Source organism: Marmoricola sp. URHA0025 HA25 (assembly GCF_054059435.1).
In genome coordinates this window covers 3,165,470-3,185,999 of record NZ_JBSSCD010000001.1, presented here as the reverse complement: position 1 = coordinate 3,185,999, position 20,530 = coordinate 3,165,470, and the positions used below count along the sequence as shown (strand labels likewise).

Annotated in this window: 18 protein-coding genes; 10 read left to right on the top strand and 8 right to left on the bottom strand. The window is 72.2% G+C overall.

Features of this window, described 5'->3' with window-relative positions:
* The first annotated feature begins 26 nt into the window (after window positions 1-26).
* Together ACVW00_RS15715 and ACVW00_RS15710 are read left to right on the top strand one after the other, a co-directional pair.
* Entirely contained in the window at window positions 27-788 is a 762-nt protein-coding gene (locus tag ACVW00_RS15715; RefSeq protein WP_457111832.1) for a ParA family protein, read from the top strand.
* Between the two features lie 2 nt (window positions 789-790).
* Window positions 791-1,456: a L,D-transpeptidase gene (locus tag ACVW00_RS15710; protein ID WP_457111831.1), complete on the top strand. Its 666-nt coding sequence runs from the start codon at window positions 791-793 to the stop codon at window positions 1,454-1,456.
* Window positions 1,457-1,465: 9 nt separating this feature from the next.
* Here ACVW00_RS15710 and ACVW00_RS15705 read toward each other — a convergent pair whose 3' ends face one another.
* Window positions 1,466-2,932, bottom strand: coding sequence for a DEAD/DEAH box helicase (locus ACVW00_RS15705; RefSeq protein ID WP_457113124.1), 1,467 nt, complete (start codon window positions 2,930-2,932; stop codon window positions 1,466-1,468).
* 112 nt (window positions 2,933-3,044) lie between these two features.
* On the opposite strand from ACVW00_RS15705, the gene ACVW00_RS15700 reads away from it, so the two are divergent.
* Window positions 3,045-3,794 (top strand): ferritin-like fold-containing protein, encoded by a 750-nt coding sequence (locus tag ACVW00_RS15700; RefSeq protein ID WP_457111830.1) that lies wholly within the window; start codon window positions 3,045-3,047, stop codon window positions 3,792-3,794.
* Between the two features lie 18 nt (window positions 3,795-3,812).
* Here the strand turns inward: ACVW00_RS15700 and ACVW00_RS15695 are convergent, their stop codons facing one another.
* The 6 genes from ACVW00_RS15695 to ACVW00_RS15670 form a co-directional block, all read right to left on the bottom strand.
* Window positions 3,813-4,136: a hypothetical protein gene (locus tag ACVW00_RS15695; RefSeq protein ID WP_457111829.1), complete on the bottom strand. Its 324-nt coding sequence runs from the start codon at window positions 4,134-4,136 to the stop codon at window positions 3,813-3,815.
* Window positions 4,137-4,223: 87 nt separating this feature from the next.
* Window positions 4,224-4,739, bottom strand: coding sequence for a hypothetical protein (locus ACVW00_RS15690; protein WP_457111828.1), 516 nt, complete (start codon window positions 4,737-4,739; stop codon window positions 4,224-4,226).
* A 54-nt stretch (window positions 4,740-4,793) separates the two neighbouring features.
* Window positions 4,794-4,961, bottom strand: coding sequence for a hypothetical protein (locus ACVW00_RS15685; protein WP_457111827.1), 168 nt, complete (start codon window positions 4,959-4,961; stop codon window positions 4,794-4,796).
* Between the two features lies 1 nt (window position 4,962).
* Window positions 4,963-5,265: a hypothetical protein gene (locus ACVW00_RS15680; protein WP_457111826.1), complete on the bottom strand. Its 303-nt coding sequence runs from the start codon at window positions 5,263-5,265 to the stop codon at window positions 4,963-4,965.
* Window positions 5,266-5,319: 54 nt separating this feature from the next.
* Window positions 5,320-5,541 (bottom strand): DUF3107 domain-containing protein, encoded by a 222-nt coding sequence (locus ACVW00_RS15675; protein ID WP_457111825.1) that lies wholly within the window; start codon window positions 5,539-5,541, stop codon window positions 5,320-5,322.
* Between the two features lie 53 nt (window positions 5,542-5,594).
* Window positions 5,595-6,254, bottom strand: a complete 660-nt coding sequence (locus tag ACVW00_RS15670; RefSeq protein ID WP_457111824.1) for a TetR/AcrR family transcriptional regulator — start codon at window positions 6,252-6,254, stop codon at window positions 5,595-5,597.
* 431 nt (window positions 6,255-6,685) lie between these two features.
* On the opposite strand from ACVW00_RS15670, the gene ACVW00_RS15665 reads away from it, so the two are divergent.
* The 7 genes from ACVW00_RS15665 (at window position 6,686) to ACVW00_RS15635 (ending at window position 19,831) form a co-directional block, all read left to right on the top strand.
* Window positions 6,686-7,501 (top strand): hypothetical protein, encoded by an 816-nt coding sequence (locus tag ACVW00_RS15665; RefSeq protein ID WP_457111823.1) that lies wholly within the window; start codon window positions 6,686-6,688, stop codon window positions 7,499-7,501.
* Window positions 7,502-7,654: 153 nt separating this feature from the next.
* On the top strand, window positions 7,655-10,111 hold the full coding sequence (locus ACVW00_RS15660; RefSeq protein WP_457111822.1) for a sortase domain-containing protein: 2,457 nt from the start codon (window positions 7,655-7,657) through the stop codon (window positions 10,109-10,111).
* A 115-nt stretch (window positions 10,112-10,226) separates the two neighbouring features.
* Complete coding sequence (moeZ, locus tag ACVW00_RS15655) at window positions 10,227-11,438, top strand: adenylyltransferase/sulfurtransferase MoeZ (protein WP_457111821.1); 1,212 nt, start codon at window positions 10,227-10,229, stop codon at window positions 11,436-11,438.
* Between the two features lie 126 nt (window positions 11,439-11,564).
* Window positions 11,565-12,386 (top strand): hypothetical protein, encoded by an 822-nt coding sequence (locus tag ACVW00_RS15650; RefSeq protein ID WP_457111820.1) that lies wholly within the window; start codon window positions 11,565-11,567, stop codon window positions 12,384-12,386.
* 286 nt (window positions 12,387-12,672) lie between these two features.
* Window positions 12,673-13,008 carry an MGMT family protein gene (locus ACVW00_RS15645; protein WP_457111819.1) on the top strand — a complete coding sequence of 112 codons (336 nt, stop codon included), beginning with the start codon at window positions 12,673-12,675 and terminating at the stop codon, window positions 13,006-13,008.
* A gap of 416 nt (window positions 13,009-13,424) precedes the next feature.
* Window positions 13,425-16,607, top strand: a complete 3,183-nt coding sequence (locus tag ACVW00_RS15640; protein ID WP_457111818.1) for an ATP-dependent helicase — start codon at window positions 13,425-13,427, stop codon at window positions 16,605-16,607.
* Window positions 16,604-19,831 carry a UvrD-helicase domain-containing protein gene (locus tag ACVW00_RS15635; RefSeq protein WP_457111817.1) on the top strand — a complete coding sequence of 1,076 codons (3,228 nt, stop codon included), beginning with the start codon at window positions 16,604-16,606 and terminating at the stop codon, window positions 19,829-19,831. Before ACVW00_RS15640 ends, ACVW00_RS15635 begins: the two co-directional genes overlap by 4 nt.
* Here the strand turns inward: ACVW00_RS15635 and deoD are convergent.
* Entirely contained in the window at window positions 19,828-20,529 is a 702-nt protein-coding gene (gene deoD, locus ACVW00_RS15630; protein ID WP_457111816.1) for a purine-nucleoside phosphorylase, read from the bottom strand. The two genes, ACVW00_RS15635 and deoD, sit on opposite strands and share 4 nt — an antisense overlap.
* Window position 20,530 lies beyond the last annotated feature (1 nt).

Below are 20,530 nucleotides of genomic sequence, written 5' to 3'. Positions count from 1 at the left end.
ACCCGGGTGCGGCATGATGGACCCCGATGTCTTCCTCGCACGTGATCGCGGTCGCCAACCAGAAGGGCGGCGTCGCGAAGACCACCACCGTCGCCTCGCTCGGCACGGCCCTGGCCGAACTGGGCCAGCGGGTGCTGCTCGTCGATCTCGACCCGCAGGCGTGCCTCACGTTCAGCCTGGGCATCGACCCGGAGGACCTGGACCTGTCCATCCACCACGTGCTGACCAAGGGCGTCGCCCCGGCCGAGGTGATGGCGACCACCGAGGAAGGCGTCGACCTGCTCCCCGCCACGATCGAGCTGGCTCGCGCGGAGGCCGACCTGCTCACCCGCACCGGCCGCGAGTACGTCATCCGCACGGTCATCGAGGACCTCGACGACTACGACTGGGTGCTGCTGGACTGCCCGCCCTCGCTCGGCGTGCTGACCGTCGCCGCGCTCACGGCCGCCACCGCGGTCCTGATCCCGCTCCAGTGCGAGACGCTGTCCCACCGAGGCGTGGGTCAGCTGCTCGACACCGTGCACGACGTACGCCGGTTCACCAACCGCGACCTCGAGGTCTGGGGAGTGCTCCCGACGCTGTTCGACGGCCGCACCAACCACGCCCGCGCGGTCCTCGACACGATCTCCGACACCTACGACCTCGAGGTGATCGAGCCGCCGATCCCGAAGTCGATCCGCTTCGCCGAGGCGCCCGCGGCGGGCCGGTCGGTCCTCTCGACCGCGCGGAGCAACAAGGGCTCGATCGCCTACCGCGAGGTCGCCGCCAACCTGCTCAAGCGGAGCTGAGGATGAGCCGCCACCGTCTCGAGCCGCCGCCGCGAGTGCGGCCGCGCTACGGCCGGATGGCGGCGGCGGGCCTCTCGCTCGTGGTGACCGTGGTGGCCCTGCTCGGCGGCCTCGGCCTGCTGCCCCTCCAGTCGTCGGGCAACGCGCGTGACGTGGCGACGGCATCGAGCCCCACGCATCGCTCCACGAGCCCGTCGCCGAAGACGGACGCCGGGGTCGGCGGCCCGGCCGACGTCGCCGAGGTGGTGCCGGACAACGACCCCGCGGCCCTCCCGGCCGCCAGCGGATCCGGTCGCCGGGTGGTGTTCTCCCGGAGTGCCCAGCGGGTCTGGCTGGTCGACGCCAAGGAGTCCGTCACGTCGACCTACCCGGTCTCGGGCAGCCTCACCGACAACCTGCACCCCGGCACCTACAGCGTCTACTCGCGGGCGCGCTGGGCCGTCGGCGTCCAGGACTCCGGCGTGATGCAGTACTTCGTGCGGTTCGCCCACGGGCCGCATGCGGCCATCGGCTTCCACAGCATCCCGAGCAAGAACGGCACCCCGCTGCAGACCGTCGCCCAGCTGGGCACGCCGCAGTCGCACGGCTGCATCCGCCAGAAGCTCTCCGACGCCCTGCGGATGTGGAACTTCGCCGACGTCGGCACGTCGGTCGTCGTGGTGGCCTGAAGCCTGGCGCTACTCGGCGTTCGGCGCGGCGGAGGACTGACCGCCGCCACGGGTCCGGCGGCGGTTGCGGTTGCGCGACCGGGCCGGCTTCTCCGCCTCGGCAGCAGGCGCGGCGGCCGAGGACTCCGAGCGCCCGCCGGAGCGACCGCCCCGCGAGCCGCTGGACCGGCCCGTCTCGCTGCGCCCGCCGCGCGGGCCGCCCCGGCCACCGCGGCCGTTGGCGTCGTCCTTGCGCGGCTGGCGCGGGATGACGACCTGGCCCTCGGGGATCACGCGTCCCTTGGTGCCGGGCGGGATGCCCATGTCGTGGAGGAAGTGCTCGGAGCTCGAGTAGGTCTCCAGCGGCTCGTCGAACGGCAGGTCGAGCGCCTTGTTGATCATCTTCCAGCGATGCAGGTCCGACCAGTCGACGAACGTCACGGCGATGCCGGTCGCGCCGGCGCGGCCGGTGCGACCGATCCGGTGCACGTAGGTCTTCTCGTCCTCGGGACAGGTGTAGTTGACCACGTGGGTGACGTCCTGCACGTCGATGCCGCGCGCGGCGACGTCGGTGGCGACGAGGACCTGGATCTTGCCCTCGCGGAACCGGGTCAGCGCCTTCTCGCGCGCCGCCTGGGCCATGTCGCCGTGCAGCGCGCTGGCCTTGAAGCCGCGCTCGACGAGGTCGTCGGCGACCCGCTGGGCCTGCCGCTTCGTGCGGGTGAAGATGATCGTCAGTCCGGAGCCCTCGGCCTGCAGCATCCGGCCGATCATCTCGGGCTTGTCCAGGTCGTGGGCCTGGTAGATGAACTGGGCGGTCGCCGGCACGGTGGCGTTCTCGTACGACGACTCGGCGCGGATGTTCATCGGGTGGCGCATGTGCGTGCGGGCGAGCGCGACGATCGCGGCCGGCATCGTCGCGGAGAACAGCATCGTCTGCCGGGTCTCCGGGGTCTGGGCCAGCAGCCGCTCGACGTCGGGGAGGAAGCCGAGGTCGAGCATCTCGTCGGCCTCGTCGAGCACCAGGCTCTTGACGTGGGAGATGTCGAGCGCCTTGCGGTTCATCAGGTCGATGAGGCGGCCCGGCGTACCGACGACGACGTCGACGCCGGACGCGAGCGCGTCGAGCTGACCCTCGTAGGGGACGCCGCCGTAGACGGTGAGGACCCGGATCCCGCGGTCGGCGCTGGCGATGCTCAGGTCGCTGGAGACCTGCAGCGCGAGCTCACGCGTCGGCGCGACGATGAGCGCCTGCGGCTTGCCCGGGGCGACGAGCTCCTCGTAGTCGGGGTCGTGCGGGGCCACCGCGCGCTGGATGACCGGGATGCCGAACGCCAGCGTCTTGCCGGTGCCGGTGCGGGCCTGGCCGATCAGGTCGGTGCCCATCAGGGCGACCGACAGGGTCATCTCCTGGATGGCGAAGGGGGTCTCGATGCCGACGCGCTCGAGGGCGGCGGCGATCTCGGGGAGTACCCCGAGCTCTCGGAAGGTGGTCAGGATCTTGCCGTTCTGTGTGGAAGTCGGAGTCAGGGCCAGAGGCGTCAACGGGGCCTGTCGGAGGCTGCCCGGCGGCCGTCTGCCGGCTCCAGTCTATCGGTACGCTCCCCCCATGACCGAAATCGCGCAGCCGGTGCCCGCCGACGAGCCGCCCCCGGCGCCCGGTCCGGACGCGTTCGGCGACATCCCGGTCGCCTTCCAGGACCCGGGCTACCGCGCCGCGGTCGTGGACCTGCTCGGCGCGATCGCGTACGGCGAGATCTCGGCCTTCGAGCGGCTCGCCGAGGACGCCCGGCTGGCCCCGACGCTTCCCGACAAGCTCGCGCTCGGGAAGATGGCCGCGGTCCAGTTCAACCACGTCGAGCCGCTGATCGCCCGGATCGCGGCGCTCGGGTCGGAGCCGATGCAGGCGATGGGGCCGTTCGTGAAGCCCTTCGACGCCTTCCACGCCAAGACCGCGCCCAGCAACTGGCTCGAGGGCCTGGTCAAGGCCTACGTCGGCGACGGGCTCGCCGCGGACTTCTACCGCGAGGTGGCGGCGTTCCTCGACGCCGACACCCGTGACCTGATCATCGCGTCGCTGGTCGACGCCGGCCACTCCGACTTCGTCGTCGAGCGCGTGCGTGAGGCGATCGCCGAGGATCCGCGGGTGGCCGGCCCCCTGGCCCTGTGGGGCCGCCGGCTCATGGGCGAGGCCCTGTCGCAGGCGCAGCGCGTCGCTGCGGAGCGCGACTCGCTGGCCTCGTTGCTGGCCGGTGGTGTCGACCGTCCGGGCCTGGACCTGGCTGCGCTCGGCCGGATGTTCACCCGGCTGACCGAGAACCACGCGAAGAGGATGGCCGAGCTCGAGCTCGCCTCCTGAGCGCTGCCGCCCGGACTCCTACCGCGTCAGGGCTTTCGGCCGGCTCCGCCCGGTGACGGCGGCCGCCGCCATGACCGCCAGCGCCGCGATGCCGATCTGCCAGATGTGGCGCCACCAGTCGATTCCGTTGGTGGCGTTGTCCCACGTGGGCTCGTGGCCGTCGAAGCGTCCGTTGCCCCCGAACAGCCACCAGTAGACGAGGCTGCCGAGAATCATGCCGACGATGCCACAGACGACGGTGAGCCAGAGAGGGATGTTGTCCCGGTCGCCAGGAGCGACCCATTTGCCGAGCAGGCCGATGATGAGGCCGCCGACCAGGGTGACGATGATCGTCCAGAGCATGTGACCAACCTTTCGCAGTGTGGGTTCCGAGTGCCCAGTCGCACCACGATCATGTCGGTCCGCACCGCCGTTGTCTGCCCCGCGGCCTCAGGAGGCGGGTGCGGCGGTCGGGCGGTGTCGTCCGATCCGGTCCCAGTCGCCCCACGCGAGGGGTTCGAGCCAGTGGTCGGAGACGTCGACGCCCGTGAACTCCTCCACGGTGACGCCGCCGGCCGCCTTCACGTCGCTGCGGAGCCGGGCGTAGCCGTCGGGCTTGAAGAGGTACTTGCGGACGGCCAGGCACTCGTCCATCTCGTGGAAGCTCCCGTCGTCGGGGTAGAGCCACTCGGCGACGTCGGAGAGGTACAGGCGCCCGTCGATCGTCTGCCAACCCAGGGAGGCGACGACCGAACCTGACTCGTCGTAGTGGTTGACGTCGACGTCGGCAGCGTGCGCGCTCATCTCCAGGCTGTACTCGGGCGCGGAGCCGCGCTCCAGGCTCTCGCCGGCGGCCACGCCCAGCTGGGGCCCGTTGTCCCAGACCTTGCGCGCCTCGTCCTCGCTGATCTCGCCGACGGGGAACCGCCCCTGCTCGTGCCAGGCGCGGCCGTACAGATAGTTCACTGGAGCTCCTTGGTCACTTCTTGCCGAAGAGAGGCGCGGTGTAGTCCGTGCCGTTCAGGTCGACGATGTGGATCTTGTTCTCGTACGCGCTGTGGAGCCGAGCCAGACCTGGGAGAGGTGGCTCTTGATGGCCGTCGCGGCGCCGGTCAGGTCACTCCGTGCTCCGTCGAGGGCCGAGACCAGCTCGCCCATCGCCTGGATGTCGATGGAGACCTCGGCCACGTCACGCCCTCAGGTTGTGCCAGTGCACCTGCCACGAGCCCGGATCGACCATCTCGGGCTGGCCCGCTGCGGCGTCGTCGAACTCCTGGAGGCTGCGGGGGCCGGCGTCGCGCGCGGTCGTGCGGTGTCCGGTGAGCGCGGAGTGGAAGGAGTCGGCCCTGCCGCCGATCCAGGCGCCGGCCTCCATCGCGCTGACGGCCTTGTCCAGCACCGTCGCCAGCGTGTGCGCCGGGTCGACGCTGAGGCGGCGGTTCTCCCGGATCGCGGCAAGGTAGGGGTTCGGCACCTTGTCCTGGTCGGTCATCACGGCTCCCGGTAGCGCGTGGTCGGTCACGCTGGGATCAGCGTTCCCCCGTGGTCAGGAGCGGAAACCGACCTGCCCGGCGGTGCTCGTGGAGATCTCGACGTACGCCAGCTTCTCCACCGGTACGACGATCCGGCGGCCCTTCGCGTCGGACAGCGTCAGCACCCCGCCCGAGGTGAGTGCCGAGCGGACCTGGTCCTCCAGCTCGGCGGCGTCCAGCGTCGTGTCGATCGTGAGCTCGCGGCTGGCGTTCACGACGCCGATCTTGACCTCCATCGGGAGGACCTCCTGTGCAGTGGGGTGTGCGGGGGATGCGGGGGACGTGCGGGTCAGCTGGTCTCGTCGTTGCGGGGGTAGCCGCGGATCCCGCGCCAGGCGAGCCCGGCGACGAGGCCGGCCGCGGTGTCCTGCTCGATCGTGACACTGCCCTGCAAACGGTCCTGGAGCCAGAACCGGGCGCTGACCTGGCCCATTCCGACCAGGGCCACGGCCAGCAGCCGGGACTCCTCGTCGGGCAGGCCGGTGTCGTCGTGGATGACGTGGGCGATGAGGCCTGCGCACTCGGTGGTCACTCGGTCGACCCGCTCGCGGACCGCGGGCTCGTTGGTGAGGTCGGACTCGAAGACGAGCCGGAACTCACCCTCCTCGCTCGCGACGTAGGTGTAGAAGGCGTGCATCGTCGCCGCGACCCGCTGCTTGTTGTCGTCGGTCGACTCCAGGGCGTCGCGGGTGCGCTCGATGACCGTGTCGGCCGCTCGGTCGAGCAGGGCGAGGTAGAGGTCGAGCTTGCCCGGGAAGTGCTGGTAGAGGACCGGCTTGGAGACGCCCGCGCGGTCGGCGATGTCGTCCATCGCGGCCGCGTGGTACCCCTGCGCGACGAAGACCTCGAGGGCGGACTCGAGCAGCTGGGCTCGCCGGGCGCGGCGGGGGAGGCGGCTCCCCCGGGGGACGCGTTCGCCGGCGGCCGGACGGGTCGCGGGAGTGGTCACGCGGCTGGCCCCTTCGGTCTGGGCGGTGCAGGTCTCAGGTGAGCAGGTGGCGGATGCCGGGGCGAGCCTACTCCGGCGTACCCGGCGCCCGCAGGTCGCGTCCGTCTGCGGCCGTCCGGCGTGCGGACCGGAAAAGACCTCGCTACGGAGCCGACCTGCATTCGGGTTTCCGGTCGGAGGCATTTTGGCGAATATTCGGGCTATTGTCCGATTTGAGCCATTTCAGTACCCGGTCCCGGACTAGACAGCGCCCCGTGACGCTTTGCGCCCCTCGATCGTTTGGCCGTCGAATGGTATTTACCGGCGGGGCCCCTGCTCTGTCCGGATGTAGTCATCACGCCGTCCAGACAATGTGCGGCGTGGCCAAATGCTCACTCGGGGGCACTTCATCTTTGCCGCGAGGCAACTGGATCTGGGGCAGGAAAACCACAATGGGGAACAAGTTGAAGAACAAGCGCACACCCGCGCGCCGGGCCGCCACCTTCCTGGCCGCCCTCGGCGTGCTGGTGATGTCCAGCGGCGTCGCCCTCATGGTGACCGCCACGCCGGCGAACGCGGCCGTCAAGGTCACGTTCTGCCACTCGACGGGTTCGGAGTCGCACCCGTACAACGAGCTGACCACGTCGGTCAACGCGTTCTACGTCGGTCACGTGCTCGCTGACCACACGTCGGACATCTACCCCGACGTCACGTTCGTGAAGAAGGGTCAGACGATCCACGTTGCCGCTCAGGGCGACCAGACGATCCTCGGCAACCACTGCAACGAGGAGGTCACCCCGCCGGGTGACACGGAGATCGCCGTCGACGTCGAGTTCACCGACCCGAGCTGCGCCAACACCAACACGGCGAGCTTCGCGGTGACCGGTGACGACACCGACGTGACCGTCCAGAGCACGGCGCCTGCCGCGCCTGGCGCCACCATCACGGTGACCGCCACGGCCAACAAGGGCACCGTCTTCGCCGGTGGTCTGCCGACCTACTCCGAGACGCACAGCTTCCCGGTTGCCGCGGTGTGTGGCACGGTGTCCACGCCGACGACCCCGTCGGTGAGCCCGCCGAAGATCAAGCACACCAAGCACACCAAGGCGACGGTCACCCCGACGGTGGTCCACGCCGGTCTGGCCGGTACGACGGTCCAGGACGTGCGCGGCGAGCAGGGCCTGGCCCTGATGGTCGCCGGCATGGTGATGCTGGCCGGTGCGGGTGGCCTGCGTCTCCGGGCGACCGGCCGCGCCTCGCGGATCTGATCCTCACCGACCAGATTCAGTACGCATGATCTGAACAACCGCTGAGGGCGGCGTCCGGAGGGAACTCCGGTCGTCGCCCTCGGTGCTCTCGCGGCAGGCGCTGCCGCGAGGCCCGGTGAGGGACACCGGGCGCCACTCGATGCGGAGCTTGAGGTGACGCCGGCCGTGGAGCACGAGCCCGGTTCTTCCGACCCGGCCGAGATCCCGGCCGAGTCGCACATCACCGAGCCCGACGGGCAGGCGTCGTTCCTCGACGCCGTGCGCACGCTGGTGCACGGCGAGAAGATCTCCGCACAGCGCACCGACTCCGACTCGTGGGAACCCTCGTCGGACGCGCCGGCCGACTCCGCGACGGTCGAGGACCTCATCGGCGGCGCCCAGGCGGAGGACGCCGCATCGGCCGAGGAGCCGGCTGCGCCCGTCGAGGTGCTCGACGACTGGCTGCCGGGACGCTGGGTCGCGGAGTCGGTGGTTGGGGCGCCTCGGCAGGGTCGCCGGCGTCGCGCCGAGCCGGTGTCCGAGAAGTCCCCGAAGTCCGCGAAGTCCACTCGTGGGCGCCGCTCCGGTCGTACCGTTGAGCAGGCGGCGCGGAGGGGCGCGCCGGGGGCGGAGGTGCAGATGTCGCGGCGTCAGCACGCGCCCGAGCTCGAACCAGTGGACGCGGGGGAGCCTGAGCGCGAGCGCACCGAGCTCGCGCCACCCCCCGAGCCGTCACTGTCCGGCCGAGCCCGGCGTCGCGAGGCGAGGGCCGAGAGCCGGTCTGCGCGCTCCGAGGCGAAGGCACGCGACAAGTCCGAGCGGGCCGCTGCCGCGCGAGAGCTGGAGCTCGAGCGGAAGGATGCGAAGGCGACCGGCAGGTCGGAGCGGACTGCCGCCGCAGACGAGCTGAAGCGCGAGCGCAAGGCCTCCCGCGCCGCCGCAGGGGCCGAGCGGGCAGCCACCAAGGTGCGCGCCGCGGAGAAGCGCCGTGCGGCCAAGGAGCAGGCCGTGCTGGACCGCGCGGCAGCCCTTGCAGCCAAGGCGGAGGCGCGCTCCGCGCGCGACGCGGCGAAGGCGAGGCCCGGCGCCGAGCGCCCGAGTCCCACGGCCGGTACGGCGGCGGGCTCGCAGCCGGCGAATGCAGACACTCCTGCTCCCCAGCCGGCAGTGGACCGGCCACGGCCGAGCGCCGAGACCGAGGTGCCCGAGACGGGGCAGGAGAAGGCCCAGGAGCGGGTCGAACGGTCGGCAGCAGAAGCCACGGCCAGGACGGACCGCGAGGCGGCCAGGGCCCGCGCCGCCCGCGAGCGGGAGGCCGCGCTGGAGCACGCGCGGATCGAACGGGACGCGGCCACTGCCGCGAAGGTCGCGACCAAGGCAGAGCAGCAGGCGGCGCGCACTCGCGCCAAGGCCCAGCGGCGGATCGACGCCGGCCGCGTCAAGGCGGAGCGCAAGGCCGCGAAGGCGGCGCGCGCGCGGGACGCTGCCGAGCGCGCCGCGGCGGCTGAGCAGGCGCGGGTCAGCCGACTGGCCGAGGAGTCCCTTGCCGCGGTTGCGCTGGCCAAGGCCCGGTCCGAGAAGGACGCCGAACGTGCTGCGGCGAAGGCCGACGCCGCCATCGCCCGCGTCACCGCCAGGGCGCAGCGCCGGGTCGAGGGCGTCACCACGAAGGCCCGGACGAAGGCCGATCGAGCGGCCACGAAGGCGCAGCGCACGCTCGAGCGGACGGCGGGCAAGGCGCAGGCACACGTGGACCGGGCCAACGCCCGCGCCCTGGCGTTGGCACAGCGCGCTGCGGCCCGCGCCGGCATCGCCACCGAGATCGACGCCCAGGTGGTTGCCTGGGACAGCGCCGCCGACCCGGTGCCACCTCAGGAGGGCCTGGCCGACTACATCGCCCGGGTCGAGTCGCGGAACCTGACCTCGTCGGGCACGCGCGGTCGCCTGAGCACGCCCGTGAAGGTGACGCTGGTGACCGTCGTGGTCGCCGCCTGTGCGGCGCTGCCGTGGGCTGCGCCCTCGGTGCCGAGGCTCTTCGCCGACCTGGTGCCCGGCGGCCACGCTGCCGGCACCCCGGTGCAGGATCCGCCTGTCGACCCGCCGACGAGCTCGGTGGTGCCGCCCGAGGTCGTCCAGCAGGCCCAGGGCCTGTCCGGCGTACGCCTCCGGGCCGCCGGCCCGCCGCGGGAGGTGAGCGTGCCGCGGTTGCACGTCGACTCCAGCGTGATCGCGATCAGCGGCCAGAGCGGCTCGCTGCTGCCGCCGTCGGATCCGCAGCAGCTCGGCTGGTGGCGCGAGGGCCAGCCCGCCGGCGCGCAGTACGGCAGCGCCGTGGTCACCGGGCACACGGTGCACACCGGTGGGGGCGCCCTCGACCACCTCGACAAGCTCGTCGTGGGCGACTCGGTGCGCGTCCGCACGGACGCCGGCTGGATCCGGTACGTCGTGCAGCGCACCCAGATCTACTCCACCGAGCAGCTGGCCCGTGACGCCAAGGAGGTCTTCACCCTGGGTGGACCGGGCAGGCTCGTGCTGATCACCTGCGACGACTGGAACGGCGTGACGTACGAGTCGAACGCCGTGGTCTTCGCCGCACCGGTCGCCGACGAGCCCTCCGACGGCGCCGGGTAGGACGTTCCGGATGGCGGACCTCGCCGTCCCGCGGCGGTCCCCCTCGGGGAACATGGAGAGGCCTCGCGGCGTTGAGGTCCGCGAGCACCATTCCTGATCCGTTCCGAGGAGCGTCGTGTCCCTGCCCGCACTGGTCGAGCCGGCCGCCGAGCTGACCGTCGACGAAGTCCGTCGCTACAGCCGCCACCTGATCATCCCCGACGTCGGCATGACCGGCCAGAAGCGCCTGAAGAACGCGAAGGTCCTCGTCATCGGCGCCGGCGGGCTCGGCAGTCCCGCGCTGCTGTACCTGGCCGCGGCCGGGGTGGGCACCCTGGGCATCGCGGAGTTCGACGAGGTCGACGAGTCGAACCTGCAGCGGCAGGTCATCCACGGGCAGAGCGACGTCGGCAGGTCGAAGGCGCTCTCGGCGAAGGAGTCGATCGCCGAGACCAACCCGCTGGTCGAGGTGATCCTCCACGAGGAGCGGCTCGACAACGACAACGTGATGGAGGTGTTCCGGGGCTACGACCTCATCGTCGACGGCACCGACAACTTCGCGACCCGGTACATGGTCAACGACGCGGCGTACTTCCTCGGCATCCCCTACGTCTGGGGCTCGATCTACCGCTTCGACGGGCAGGCGAGCGTGTTCGCGCCCACCCTGGTCGAGGACGCACCCTGCTACCGCTGCCTCTACCCCGAGCCGCCGCCGCCGGGCATGGTCCCCAGCTGCGCCGAGGGCGGCGTGCTCGGCGTGCTGTGCGCGAGCATCGGCTCGATCCAGGTCAACGAGGCGATCAAGCTGCTGACCGGCATCGGTGACCCGCTGGTGGGCAAGCTGATGATCTACGACGCCCTCGAGATGGAGTACCGCAAGCTCAAGGTCCGCAAGGACCCCCACTGCGCGCTGTGCGGCGAGAACCCCACGGTCACCGACCTGATCGACTACGAGACGTTCTGCGGCGCGATCAGCGAAGAGGCCGCCGACGCCGCAGCCGACGCGACCATCTCGGTCGTGCAGCTCGAGCACATGCTCAAGGAGCGCGAGGAGGGCGCCCGCGACTTCGTGCTCGTCGACGTGCGCGAGCCCAACGAGTACGAGATCAACCGGATCCCGGGCGCCGTGCTCATCCCGAAGGGCGAGTTCCTCAACGGCACTGCCCTCGAGGAGCTCACCCGGCTCACGGGCGGCGACAAGCAGATCGTGCTGCACTGCAAGACCGGCGTGCGGTCGGCCGAGGCGCTGGCGATCGTCAAGGGCGCGGGCTACTCCGACGCCGTGCACGTCGGTGGCGGCGTCGTCGCCTGGGTCAACCAGGTCGACCCCTCGCAGCCGTCGTACTGAGCCAGCGGGCGGCGCTGCACGGATCCCGGGACCTGTCAAGCAAATCGCCCGAAAAGGGGCGAACTGGTCCACTCCGCAAAACGGGCTAAAGCGACAGAACGCCCCGGGATGCCGCACGCTGTTCCCATGCAGATCCAGCCCACCCGCAAGGGAGTTCTCGCCGCCGTCCTGGTCGGCCTCACGGCCGCCCTGGTCGTGCTCGGCGGTGCGACTGGTCCAGTGGCCGCGGTTCCGTTCAGCGCCGGCGCGAGCGCTGTCGGACCAGGGACCCAGCTGGTCACGGCCGGGCGGACGTGCACCGCGAGCTTCGTGTTCCGCGACTCCGGGAACCGCACCTACCTCGGGTACGCCGCCTCCTGCGCGACCCGCACCGCGGCGACGGGCAACCCCTGCGCCGCACGGCCGCTGCCGCTGGGCACCCGCGTCCGCCTCGCGGACCGCGGCCGGACCCTCGGCTACGGCGAGCTGCGCTACTCCTCGCTGCGGGCCCTGCGCCGCGCCGGAGTGGTCGACGCCGCCACGTGCGCGGCCAACGACTTCGCACTCGTCCAGATCCGGGGCACGCTGCGCCGCCAGGCGGACGCGACGATGCCCTACTGGGGCGGTCCGAGCGGGTTGGGGGAACTGCCCGCCGCCGGCACCACGGTCTTCGGCCTGACACGGCCGTCACCTGGTGCACGGACCCTGCCCCGCGCTGGTCAGGTCTCCGCTGGCGGCGGGGGTACGGCCACGGTGACCACGCCGCTCGCGAGCGGTCGAGCAGCGCGGGGCAGCGGTTTCCTCGACAGCGCCGGACAGGCGGTAGGGATCCTCACGACGTCGACCGCCACCGGTGAGAACACGGTCGTCAGCCTCGCGGACGCCGTCGCGTTCGCCTCCCAGCACGGAGTTCCCGGGCTGCGCATCGTCCACGGTCACGCGACGTTCACGGGGTCTGCGATCCTCTGAGCCGCAGCCCTGCGAGGAACGAGCAGGGCTGCGACGCGAAGAGGTCGAGCGAGCCTGCGGGTGAGCTTGCGAACCCGCAAGGGCGGGTCGAGACCTTGGGGTGTCTGCGAGGAACGAGCAGGGCTGCGACGCGAAGAGGTCGAGCGAGCCTGCGGGTGAGCTTGCGAACCCGCAAGGGCGGGTCGAGACCTTGGGGTGTCTGCGAGGAACGAGCAGGGCTGCGACGCGAAGAGGTCGAGCGAACCCGCCAGGGCGGGTCGAGACCAGGACGTGCCATCCTTCCTGCGTGGACGACGACTACGTCGAGCAGGTGCTGCGCGTCGTCGAGCAGGTGCCGCCGGGCCGCGTGACCACCTACGGGCTGATCGCCGAGGCTGTCGGCCACGGCGGTCCGCGGCAGGTCGGTGCAGTCATGGCGGCGTACGGCGGGCCGGTGCCGTGGTGGCGCGTCGTCCGCGCCGACGGCACCCTCCCGGACTCGCACGGACCCGAGGCGCGTCAGGCCTACCTCGCCGAAGGCACCCCGTTGCGCACCTCCGGCGCGGTCGACATCAGGGCCGCGGTCTGGCTCCCCGAAGACGGAGCAGAGGGCGGTCGGCACGGCTTCGACGAGCTCGGCTGAATCCACAGGCTGAGGCGAAAACGGTGGACAACCCGGTGGACAACCCACGTTTCCTGTGGACGGCGGAGCCGCATCTGTGGAGGACACGCCGAGCGGCGAGAATTCGCACAAATAGTTGGCGAAAGTCCCTTGCGCACGAGCTCCGGAGGGCATAGAACTCTCTCACGCGATCCCCTCGGGGAAAGCCGATCAGCTCGGAAGAGAAGGTCCAGCCGGCGGGGCAACTTGCCGGAGGTGGCGGTGATGAGCCACCGGGCCGGATCAGAGGAGCAGGTCGATCGAAGGAATCACCCGCAGATCACCTGAAGGGCCCGTGCAACTCATACTTGTGCGGGCCCTTCACCCTTTTCTGCACCGTTCCCCGACATCCTGCGGATCGCCGCCTCCCTGTCGGCGCCGAATGGTTGGGTGGAGCAGTGAGCAGCCCGTCCTACCACCTCGTGCCGCGACGTGCCGAGGTGACTGCGCCGCCGTCCCTGGACGCCGAGCAACGCCGGGTGGTCGAGCACGACGGGGGTCCGCTGCTCGTGCTCGCCGGGCCGGGCACCGGCAAGACGACGACGCTGGTCGAGGCGATCGTCGAGCGCATCGACGGCCGCGGCGTCGATCCGGAGTCGGTGCTGGCGCTCACCTTCAGCCGCAAGGCCGCCGAGCAGCTGCGCGACCGCGTGGCCGCGCGTCTCGACCGCACGACGTCGTCGATCCTGTGCGCCACCTTCCACTCGTTCGCCTACGGCCTGGTCCGCCGCTACTCCCCACCGGAGCTTTACGCCGAGTCGCTGCGCCTGCTGTCGGCGGCCGAGCAGGACGTCGTCCTGCAGCAGCTGCTCACCGATGCCCCGGAGTCGGTGCGGTGGCCCGACGGCTTCCGCGGCGCGGTCGGCACGCGCGGCTTCGCCCGCGAGGTCCAGGACACCCTGGCGCGCGCCCGGGAGCGCGGCCTCGACCCGACCACGCTTCGGGCTGTCGGCGAGCGCTCCGGCCATCCCGAGCTGGTGGCTGCGGGATGGTTCCTCGAGCAGTACCACGAGGTGCTCGACGCCGAGGGAGCGCTGGACTACGCCGACCTCATCCGGCGAGCCGGTCGCGTCGCCGACGACCACCGCGACGAGCTCCGCCGGCGCTACCGGCACGTCTTCGTCGACGAGTACCAGGACACCGACCCGAGCCAGGTCGAGCTGCTGCAGGCGCTCGCCGGCGACGGACGTGACCTGGTGGTCGTCGGTGACCCGGACCAGTCGATCTACGGCTTCCGCGGCGCGGAGGTCCGCGGCATCCTCGACTTCCCGGCCGTCTTCCCGCGCGCCGACGGCGCCCCGGCACCCGTCGTCGCGCTGCGCACCACTCGCCGGTTCGGGGCCAGGATGGCGACGGCGACCAGCCGCATCGCCTCGGCGATCGGCGTGTCGGGGTCGATCGACGCCGACACGTTCCGGGCCTTCCGCGCCCCCTGGCCCGATCCCCGGGCCCCGGCCGGGCGCGTCGAGGCGCACACCCACGACACGCCTCGCGCCGAGAGCGAGCACATCGCAGACCTGCTCCGCCGTGCCCACCTCGAGGACGGAGTCCCGTGGGCGCGGATGGCGGTGCTGGTGCGGTCGGGGCGCGCCACGATCCCGCCGTTGCGCCGGGCGCTGGTCGCCGCCGGCGTACCCGTGGAGGTGGCCTCCGACGACACTCCGCTGGTCCGCGAGCCGTCACTGCAGCCGCTGCTGGACGCACTGCGCGTGGTCGTCGGCGGCGCGGTCGAGGGCCACGCCGAGGCGCTGCTGCTCTCGCCGCTCGCGGGTCTCGACGCCCTCGAGCTGCGTGCGCTCGCCCGCGCCCTGCGTGCGCGCGAGAAGGTCGCCGCCGACGCGGAGGGCCGAGCGCCGCGGCCGTCACCGGTGCTGATGGAGCAGGCCGTCACCGGCACACTGACGGTCGAGTCCGGCGATCCGGGGGCGCCCAAGCTCGCTGCCTTCGTCGTCCTCCTGCAACGCGGGCGCGATGCGGTGGCGGACGGTCGCTCGGCCGAGGAGGTCTTGTGGGAGCTCTGGTCGGGCACGTCCTGGCCCGAGCGCCTGCGCCGTGCTGCGGCCGGCGGTGGCGCGGGCGCACGGCTCGCGCACCGCGACCTCGACGCAGTCTGCGCGCTGTTCGACGCGGCCGCGCGGATCGAGAGCAAGCGCGGCCACACCGCCGTCGACACGTTCCTGTCCACCCTCGTGGCCCAGGACATCCCCGGTGACACGCTGGCCGACCGGGGGGTGCGCGGGGAGGCGGTGCGGCTGCTCACCGCCCACCGGTCCAAGGGCCTGGAGTGGGACGTCGTGGTCGTCGCCCACGTCCAGGAGGAGTCGTGGCCCGACGTACGCCGTCGCCGGTCGCTCCTCGGGGGCGAGCGTCTCGCCCTCGACGGGCTGGAGCCGCCGATCCCGGTGTCCGCGATGCTCGCCGAGGAGCGCCGCCTGTTCTACGTCGCCTGCACTCGTGCGCGACGTCGGCTCGTGGTGACGGCGGTGGCTTCGCCGGAGGACGACGGCGAGCAGCCGTCGCGGTTCCTCCGCGAGCTCGGCGTCGAGGTCGTCCACCGGGCCGGCCGACCTGCGCGCCCGCTCTCGCTGGCCGGCGTGGTCGCCGACCTGCGGCGCACGGTCGCTGACCCTGCCACCGGCCCTGCGCTCCGCGACGCCGCGGCCCGTCGCCTCGCAAGGCTCGCGACGACGCGGACGGGCGAGCGGGTGCTGGCGCCCCAGGCAGACCCGGCCCGCTGGTGGGGCACGCGGGCGCCGTCGCACGCCGCAGGCCCGCTGCGGGAGAGCGACCGGCCGCTGCGGCTCTCGGCGAGCGACCTCGGCGAGATCGACGAGTGCGCGGCGAAGTGGTTCTTCGAGCGCGAGGCGGGCGGCTCGACGCTGTCGAACAGCTCGCAGGGGGTGGGCCTGATCGTGCACGCGCTCGCCGACCGGATCTCGCGCGACGAGCTGCCGGCCGATCCCGACGTCGGCGGGCTTCTCGACTACGTCGACCGGGTCTGGGACCAGATCACGTTCCGCACGCCGTGGGCCAAGGGTCGCGAGCGCGAGGCGCTGGCGCAGGCGCTCTCGCGGTTCGTGCGCTGGCACCTCGGCGATCGCCGGCGCACGCTGCTCGCCACCGAGCAGAGCTTCCTGACCTCCGTCGAGCTTCCCGACGGCGAGCAGGTCGAGCTGCGCGGCTTCGCCGACCGGCTCGAGGTCGACGGCGACGGAGGGCTGGTGATCGTCGACCTGAAGACGGGCAAGTACGCGCCGACCGGGCCGAAGGTCAGCGAGCACATCCAGCTCGGCCTCTACCAGTACGCCGCCCGCCACGGGGCGTTCGCTGAGGTCGCCGGCGACGCGCCGGTCAGCGGTGCGGAGCTGGTCCAGCTGCGTGCCGCCCCCGGCGACGACGCCAAGGTGCAGGTGCAACGCCCCGACGACCCCGGCCACACGGGCATGTCCGACCGGCTCGTCGAGGTCGCGGCGATGCTCCGCCGCGAGGAGTTCGTCGCCCACGCCGGCGACCACTGCCGCAACTGCACCTTCACGATCATCTGCCCGGTGAAGGGGTCCGGCACGGTGTTCGACCGATGAGCACCGTCACCGCTGCCGACGTCACGGCCGGACCCCGTTCCCCGCGTGAGCTGCAGCAGCTGATGCGCACCGACTACGCCGTCAGCGAGCAGCAGTGGGCGGCGATCTCGGCGCCACTCGAGCCCGCTCTCGTCGTGGCCGGCGCCGGCTCGGGCAAGACCTCGCTGATGGCGGCGCGAGTGGTCCAGCTGGTGGCCTCGGGGCTCGCCGAGCCGGGCCAGGTCCTCGGGCTGACCTTCACGACGAAGGCCGCTGCCGAGCTGCGCACCCGGATCCGGTCGGCGCTCACCGTCGCCGGCTTCCTCGACGACCCGGACGTCCTCGAGCCGACCGTCGCGACGTACAACTCCTACGCCGCGGGGCTGCTCACCGAGCACGGCCTGCGGATCGGCCACGAGCCGGACACCCGCGTGCTCGCCGATGCCTCCCGCTACCAGCTCGCTGCTCGCGTCGTGGCCCGGCACACCGGGCCCGTCCAGTTCCTCAGCGACCACCCGGAGACGGTCATCCAGTACGTCCTGGCCCTCGACAGCGCGATGAGCGAGCACCTCGTCGATGCCGGGCAGGTGCGCGACTTCGACGCAGGTGAGCGCCGCGGCTTCGTGGCGGCGATCGCGGAGGAGGAGGCCGGCGCCAACCGGTCGACCTACGTCAAGGCGTCGGCGCAGGCCGTCTCGGCGATCGACCGCCGCGCCGAGCTGCTCGACCTGGTCGCCGCCTACCGTGAGGCGAAGCGGCGGCACGGCGTGATGGACTTCTCCGACCAGATCGCCCTCTCGGCGCGGCTGGCCTCCGAGCAGCCCGACGTCTCGGCGCTCGAGCGCGACAAGTTCCGGGTCGTGCTGCTCGACGAGTACCAGGACACCTCGGTGGCGCAGGCGGTACTGCTCCGGCGGCTGTTCTCCGGTCCTGACGCCGATCACGGGCGTGGTCACCCGGTCACCGCGGTCGGCGATCCCAACCAGGCCATCTACGGCTGGCGGGGCGCGTCGGTCTCCAACATCGTCCACTTCGGCGACGACTTCCCGCGCGCCGGCGGTGCGGCCGACGTCGCGACGTACCCGCTCTCGGTCAACCGGCGCTCCGACCGGCGCATCCTCGAGACGGCAAACGAGCTCGCCGCCCCGCTGTACGCCGCCACGCCGGGCGTCGAGCCGCTCCGGCCGAAGCCCGAGGCAGGGCAGGGTGCCGTCACCGCGCTGGTCCACGAGCACGGCGCGGCCGAGCTGGCCTGGCTCACCGCCGAGGTCAGGCGGGCCCACGACGCGATGCCGACGCCGGCCTGGTCGGAGATCGGCGTCCTGGTCCGCGACAACGCCCATGCCGCAGAGGTGTTCGACGAGCTCAGCCGGGCCGACATCCCTGTCGAGATCGTCGGCCTCAACGGTCTCCTCCGGCTTCCCGAGGTCGCGGAGGTGGTGGCGACGCTGCGGCTGCTGCACGACGTCACCGCCAACGACGCGCTGCTGACCCTCCTCACCGGGCCGCGCTGGGCGATCGGTCCGCGCGACCTCGCGCTGCTCGGTCGCCGCGCCGCCGAGCTGGCCGGCGGTCGTCGCGGCCGCGGCCGCGCCAGTGACATCGTCGAGGAGCTCGACCGAGCGGTGTCCGGCCACGACCCCGCCGAGCTGGCCGCCCTGTGCGACGCGCTGGGTGACGCCGGCGAGCTCGCGTACTCCGCCGAGGCCCGTGAGCGGTTCGCGCTGCTGGCCACCGAGCTGCGCCACCTCCGCGGGCACGCCGGTGAGCCGCTCCTGGACCTGGTCCGACGCATCATCGACGCCTGCGGCATCGACATCGAGCTCGCGGCAGCGGTGAGCCCGGCGGCCGCCGCCCGCCGCGACAACCTCGACCTGTTCGTGAAGGCCGTCGCGGAGTTCTCCGCTGTCGACGGCGAGGTCACCCTGCCTGCCCTGATCGCCTACCTCACCGCCGAGGACGAGCTCGGCACCGGCCTGGACATCGCGACGCCGACCGAGGCCGACTCGGTGAAGCTGCTCACGGTGCACCGCGCGAAGGGGCTGGAGTGGGACGTCGTCTTCCTGGTGGGCGCGGGTGAGTCGCGGTTCCCGACGAAGACACCGCGGCCGCTGTGGACCAGCAGCCCGTCGGTGCTGCCCAACCCGCTGCGCGGCGACGCGCGAGACCTCGCCCGCCTCGACGGCTACGACAAGGCCGCGTTGGAGCGGTTCCGGGCCGACTCGCGGGCGGTCGACCAGGCCGAGGAGCTGCGCCTCGGCTACGTGGCGTTCACCCGGGCCCGGCACGAGATGTCGGTGTCGTCGTACCTCTGGGGCTCGCGGGCCACCCCGTTCGGCCCGTCGCCGTACCAGGAGATCGTGCGCGAGTGCCTGGCGGGCTGGGGCGAGCTGCCGGAGCCGTGGTTCGAGAAGCCGCCGGCGAAGACGACCAACCCGTACGCCGACGCGGGCCAGCTGGCGCCGTGGCCGGTGACCGCCCGCACCGAGGAGTCACAGCTCCGGGTGCGGGCCGCTGCCGTGGTCCGCGAGGCGATCGAGCGGCAGGCACACCCGGACGAGGAGCCTGAGGACCTCGACACCGTCGAGGCGTCGCTGGTCGCGCAGTGGGACGCCGACATCGAGCGCCTGCTCGCCGAGGCTGTCGCCGAGCACGCCTCGGTGGTCGAGGTGCCGATGCCGGCGAGCCTCTCGGCGACCTCGCTGGCGCGTCTGCGCGACGACCCCGAGGGCTTCGTCGGGGAGCTGGTCCGGCCGATGCCGAAGCGGCCCTCGCCCGCGGCGCGCTTCGGGACCCGGTTCCACGCGTGGGTCGAGGCGCGCTTCGGCCAGCAGCAGGTCATCGATCCCGACGAGCTCCCCGGCCGCGCAGACGCCGGCATCGAGGATGCGCGTGACCTCGAGCAGCTGGTGACCAGCTTCGAGGCCGGTCCGTTCGGCGACCGCGTGCCCCACGCCGTGGAGGCGCCGTTCGCCCTCGTCCTCGCCGGCCAGGTCGTCCGCGGGCGCATCGATGCCGTGTACGCCGAGCCCGACGGCCGCTGGCTGGTCGTCGACTGGAAGACCAACCGCGAGCAGACCGCCGATCCGCTGCAGCTCGCGATCTACCGGCTGGCCTGGGCCGAGCTGGTCGGTGCACCCCTCGACCACGTCGATGCGGCGTTCCACTACGTCCGCACGGGTGCGACCGTCCGGCCCGCTGCTCTGGCCGACCGGCCTGCGCTCGAGCAGCTGGTCGAGGGTTAGCCCACCGCCGCCAGGGCGATCTCCACCATCGCGCCGAAGCTCTGCTCGCGCTCGAGCGCCGTCGTCTCCTCGCCGGTGACGATGTGGTCCGAGACCGTGCAGATCGTCAGCGCCTTGCGGCCGAACGCTGCAGCGAGGGTGTAGAGCGCCGAGGCCTCCATGTCGACTGCCAGGACGCCGTGCTCGACCATCGGCTTCATCAGCTCGGCGCGTGGCCAGTAGAAGCTGTCGGTCGAGAAGATGAGCCCCACGTGGGGCGACAGGTCACGTGCAACGGCGGCGTCATGGGCCGCCCGCAGGAGCCCGAAGTCCGCGACCGGCGCGTAGTCGAGCCCGTGGAAGCGCTGCTGGTTCATGCTCGAGTTCGTGCAGGCACCGGACGCGAGCACCAGGTCGCGCAGGGCGAGCTCCTCCGTGAGCGCGCCGCAGGAGCCGACCCGCACGATCGCCTGCACGTCGTACTCCGCGAAGAGCTCGTTGACGTAGATCGCCATCGACGGCTGGCCCATGCCGGAGCCCTGCACCGACACCGGCTGCCCCTTCCAGGTGCCGGTGAAGCCGAGCATGCCGCGCACCTCGCTGTAGCAGGTCGCGTCCTCGAGGAACGTCTCGGCGATCCACTTGGCCCGCAGGGGATCGCCGGGAAGCAGGACCGTGGGTGCGACCTGACCCGGCTGGGCCGCGATGTGGGTGCTCATG